4 protein-coding genes are annotated in these 3,801 nt (G+C 36.3%); all 4 read left to right on the top strand.

What is annotated here, in order from left to right:
• A partial coding sequence (locus GSY74_RS00195) for a hypothetical protein (protein WP_164663088.1) occupies window positions 1-555 on the top strand: 555 nt, incomplete at its 5' end.
• A gap of 124 nt (window positions 556-679) precedes the next feature.
• A complete protein-coding gene (locus tag GSY74_RS00190) occupies window positions 680-2,023 on the top strand; it encodes an NFACT RNA binding domain-containing protein (RefSeq protein ID WP_164663087.1) in 1,344 nt (447 codons plus the stop codon).
• Between the two features lie 46 nt (window positions 2,024-2,069).
• Window positions 2,070-2,834, top strand: coding sequence for a phosphatidate cytidylyltransferase (locus tag GSY74_RS00185; protein ID WP_164663086.1), 765 nt, complete (start codon window positions 2,070-2,072; stop codon window positions 2,832-2,834).
• 12 nt (window positions 2,835-2,846) lie between these two features.
• The coding region (dxr, locus tag GSY74_RS00180; RefSeq protein WP_164663089.1) for a 1-deoxy-D-xylulose-5-phosphate reductoisomerase at window positions 2,847-3,801 on the top strand (955 nt) is incomplete at its 3' end.

Genomic DNA, 3,801 nt, shown 5'->3' with positions numbered 1-3,801 from the left:
GTCAAAGCAGTGGAGACAACACTCCCTAACTCTTCAGACTTTACTGAATTTAACACTTTTGAAAACAATCTTAGTTCTCATAGTTATGATATAGAGGGGAGATATAAACTTCATAGAGGTCTATATATGAACGGAAATGTAAATCAAGGTGAAATCACTAATGCCTATATGGTTATAGAGAAACTTGATGATAACGATTTCGGATACTACTTTGCCGATAAGATGCAAACCCTAACTGCACAGGGTACATTTGGTGTCTTTCACTATGATGAGAAGAGTAAGAAATTTCATCAAAAATTTATAGATGGTGACTCTTTTGTAATAAGAAAAGGTGGTATAGCTTTAATAAAAGGTGATAATAAAATCAAATTGACCATTAGACAAACTGCTGGTAGAAAAGTTATTATATGGGAAAAAATCAAGAGGGATACTATTGGTATGCTAGATGAGACTATAGATGATGCTATGGACGATGCAAAAGACTCCTATGAGCAGGTGTACGAGAGCAAACGAGAAGCAGTTATAGACGATAGCTCATTCTTTGGATTTTTTTAGACTAGACTTCTTACAAAACTCATTTGGAATCGGAGACTTCAGTCCCGAATATGACGAGGCTAAAGCCATCGGTTCCTAGTTTTGCAAGAAGCCTAATAATAGGAGATTTGGGTAGAATTCTGTTATGAAACACTACGAATTAAAAAACATAATAGAATATCTAAAAAAATTCACCTATATCAACCGTGTAAGAAGAGTTGAAAACAACACTATAGAGGTCTCTTTTGATAGAGACAATAGCTTCTTCTTTCACATGACAAGAGGAGAGAGTTTTATCTACAGAGCTGACTCCAAAAGACCTCTACAAGGATACAATGCCCCTTTTGATACCCTACTCCACTCTTTAGTCTCTGCATCCAAAATTATAAACATAGAAGTTCCTCAAAAAGATAGAGTTATTCGTTTTACATTGGCTCCAAAAAGTTCTTATAAAGATAAGCGAATTGTGCTACAGTTTGAGTTTACAGGGAGACATACAAATGCCATACTTATTGATGATAATGAGTTCGTAATAGAGGCATTGAGACATATTGATGCAGATAGCTCTTTTCGGGTAATTCGCCCAGGAGTTGAACTGCTAGAAATTCCCCCTTTTGATAGAGAAGAGATTGCTAAAGAGATTGAAGATATCAACATCTATCTACGACAAAAATATGTAGATTTTGAAGCAAAAAAAGTTCATGGGCTAAAAAAACAGAAACTTCTAATGGTATCTAAAAAAGAGGAAAAACTACAAAAACTACTAGATAAATTGGACAACCCTGAAACTTTGGCTAGAGATGAAAAAAAATATCAAAACCTTGCCAATATAATCTTAGCAAACTTGTATCAGATAAAACCCTATGATACCAAACTAAAAACCTATGATTTTGAAGGCAATGAGATAACGATAAAACTCCCCAAAGGAGTAGTTGTAAATCGTATAAGTGAGCATTTTTTCAATCAAGCTAAACGAACTAAAAACAGAACCAAAAACATACATATAGAAAAAGAGAACCTAACAACAAAAATATCTTTTTATAGAAATATGCTCTACGCTATAGAACAGGCAAAAGATAGCCATGAGTTGGAGTTATTGGTTCCCAAAAGAGCAAAAGCACAACGAAAAAAAGAGAAGATAAAAGATGGTGAACTATTTTGGATAGATGATTACAAAGTCTTGATTGGTAGAAATAGTAAAGAGAATCAAGCACTGCTCAAAATAGCAAAATCAAATGACCTATGGATGCACATAAAAGATATCCCCTCTTCTCATCTAATTATCAAAACGGATAAACAGAACCTACCTGATTCAGTCATCGAAAAGGCAGCTAAACTCTGTGTAGACTTCTCACTTACCCAAGCAGGTGATTATGTCGTAGATTACTGTAAACGACGATTTGTAAAGATTCAAGATGGTTCAAGTGTGGAGTATGACAAATATAAGAGCATAAGAGTCCGAAAAGAGGGAGTTGAAATAAGGAAATAATCTAAATTCTGTTATAATTATTTATTGAAAAAAGAGGATAGAAGAGATGAAATTTATTACAGAGAATAAAACAAGATGGATAACAGGGCTTATACTTTTAGCTACGGTTGTCACGGTTGGACTAATTGATAACTATACGCTAATGTGGGCATTTTTAGGAGTTTTCTACTTTATAGGGTTTGATGAGGCTATCAAGCTATATAATATCAAAAGAAAAATTCACTATCTCTATGCTACCATTATATGGGTTGTAGCCTATTTTTACCCCAATCCTGATGACCTATTCTTCATTATGGCACTCTTTGTTGGAGCAAAAGTAGCCTATACCCAAGAGCATCTCAAAAGAAAAGTTCTACTCCCTTTTCTCTATCCTGTAAGTGGATTCCTGTTTATGCTAATGCTCTATCGTGACTATGGCATAGAGTGGATGTTCTGGCTCTTGATTATTGTTGTTCTTACCGATGTGGGTGCTTTCTTTGTTGGGAAAAGTATCGGTAAAACACCATTCTCTCCAAGCTCTCCAAATAAGACACTCGAAGGAGTTATTGGTGGTATCTCTATGGCATCTATTTTTGGTAGTGTTGTAGGTTATGCAACAGATTTAGTTCCTCTTACAATAGCAGTTATTGTCTCTGTGCTAACTGCCACGGCAGCTGTATTTGGTGACCTTTTCGAGAGCTACCTCAAACGAGAAGCAGGGGTAAAAGATAGTGGGAAACTACTCCCTGGACATGGTGGTGTGCTAGATAGACTTGATGGTTATCTCTTTGGTGCGATTATGATGCTTATTGCACTTAGAGCCTTACTCTAAACCATGAGTTCTATTGTACTTCTAGGCTCTACTGGCTCCATCGGAGTCAATACCCTACTGATTGCAAAACGCTACAATCTCCAAATCGAAGCTCTTGTTGCAGGTCGGAATATAGAGCTACTAAACCAACAAATCGCTGAGTTTAATCCCAAACTTGTTGCCATTGCAAATCATAGTGACAAATCCAAAGTGAATCACTCTAATGTTTTTTGTGGAGATGAGGGGATATTAGAGCTTCTTGAACTTACGACAAGCCCGACCATTGTTAACGCATTAGTTGGTTATGCAGGATTGGCTCCGACACTTAAAGCGATAGAGCTTGGCAGAAAAGTCGCTCTTGCCAATAAAGAGTCCCTTGTGGTTGCAGGTGAGTTTATAGATATTAGTAAAATAGTACCAATTGATAGCGAACACTTCGGTCTATGGTATCTAATGAGCGATAGACCTATCTCTAAACTATATGTTACAGCTAGTGGTGGAGCATTTAGAGATTGGAAGCTAAAAGATATGCAGACAGCAACATTTGCAGAAGCTCTCAATCACCCCAATTGGTCTATGGGTAATAAAATCACTATTGATTCGGCTACTATGACCAATAAACTTTTTGAACTACTAGAAGCAAAGTGGTTATTTAATACAACTAATATAGACGCTTATATCGAAAAGAAATCTATTATACATGCTTTAGTAGAATTTGTAGACGGTTCAACCACAGCACACTTTGCAGGAGTTGATATGAAACTACCTATCGCTTTTGCCTTAAGAGGAAAAGTAGAAGAGGAGATTTTAGCCCCTGTTGATTTGCTTAAAATGGGTTCAGTTGAGTTTTTGCCCATAACAGCAGAACGATACCCTATTTGGGAGATAAAAGAACATATCTTGAAAAATCCTCACCTTGGGGTGGTAGTAAATGCTTCTAATGAAGAGGCTATCAAGAAGTTTGAACAGGGTAGATGTAACTTTTTTG

This window comes from Sulfurovum sp. bin170 (assembly GCF_010892395.1).
In the GTDB taxonomy this organism is placed as follows: Bacteria; Campylobacterota; Campylobacteria; order Campylobacterales; family Sulfurovaceae; genus UBA1140.
The sequence above is the reverse complement of the archived record's forward strand: the minus strand, read 5'-3'. Positions and strand labels throughout refer to the sequence as shown.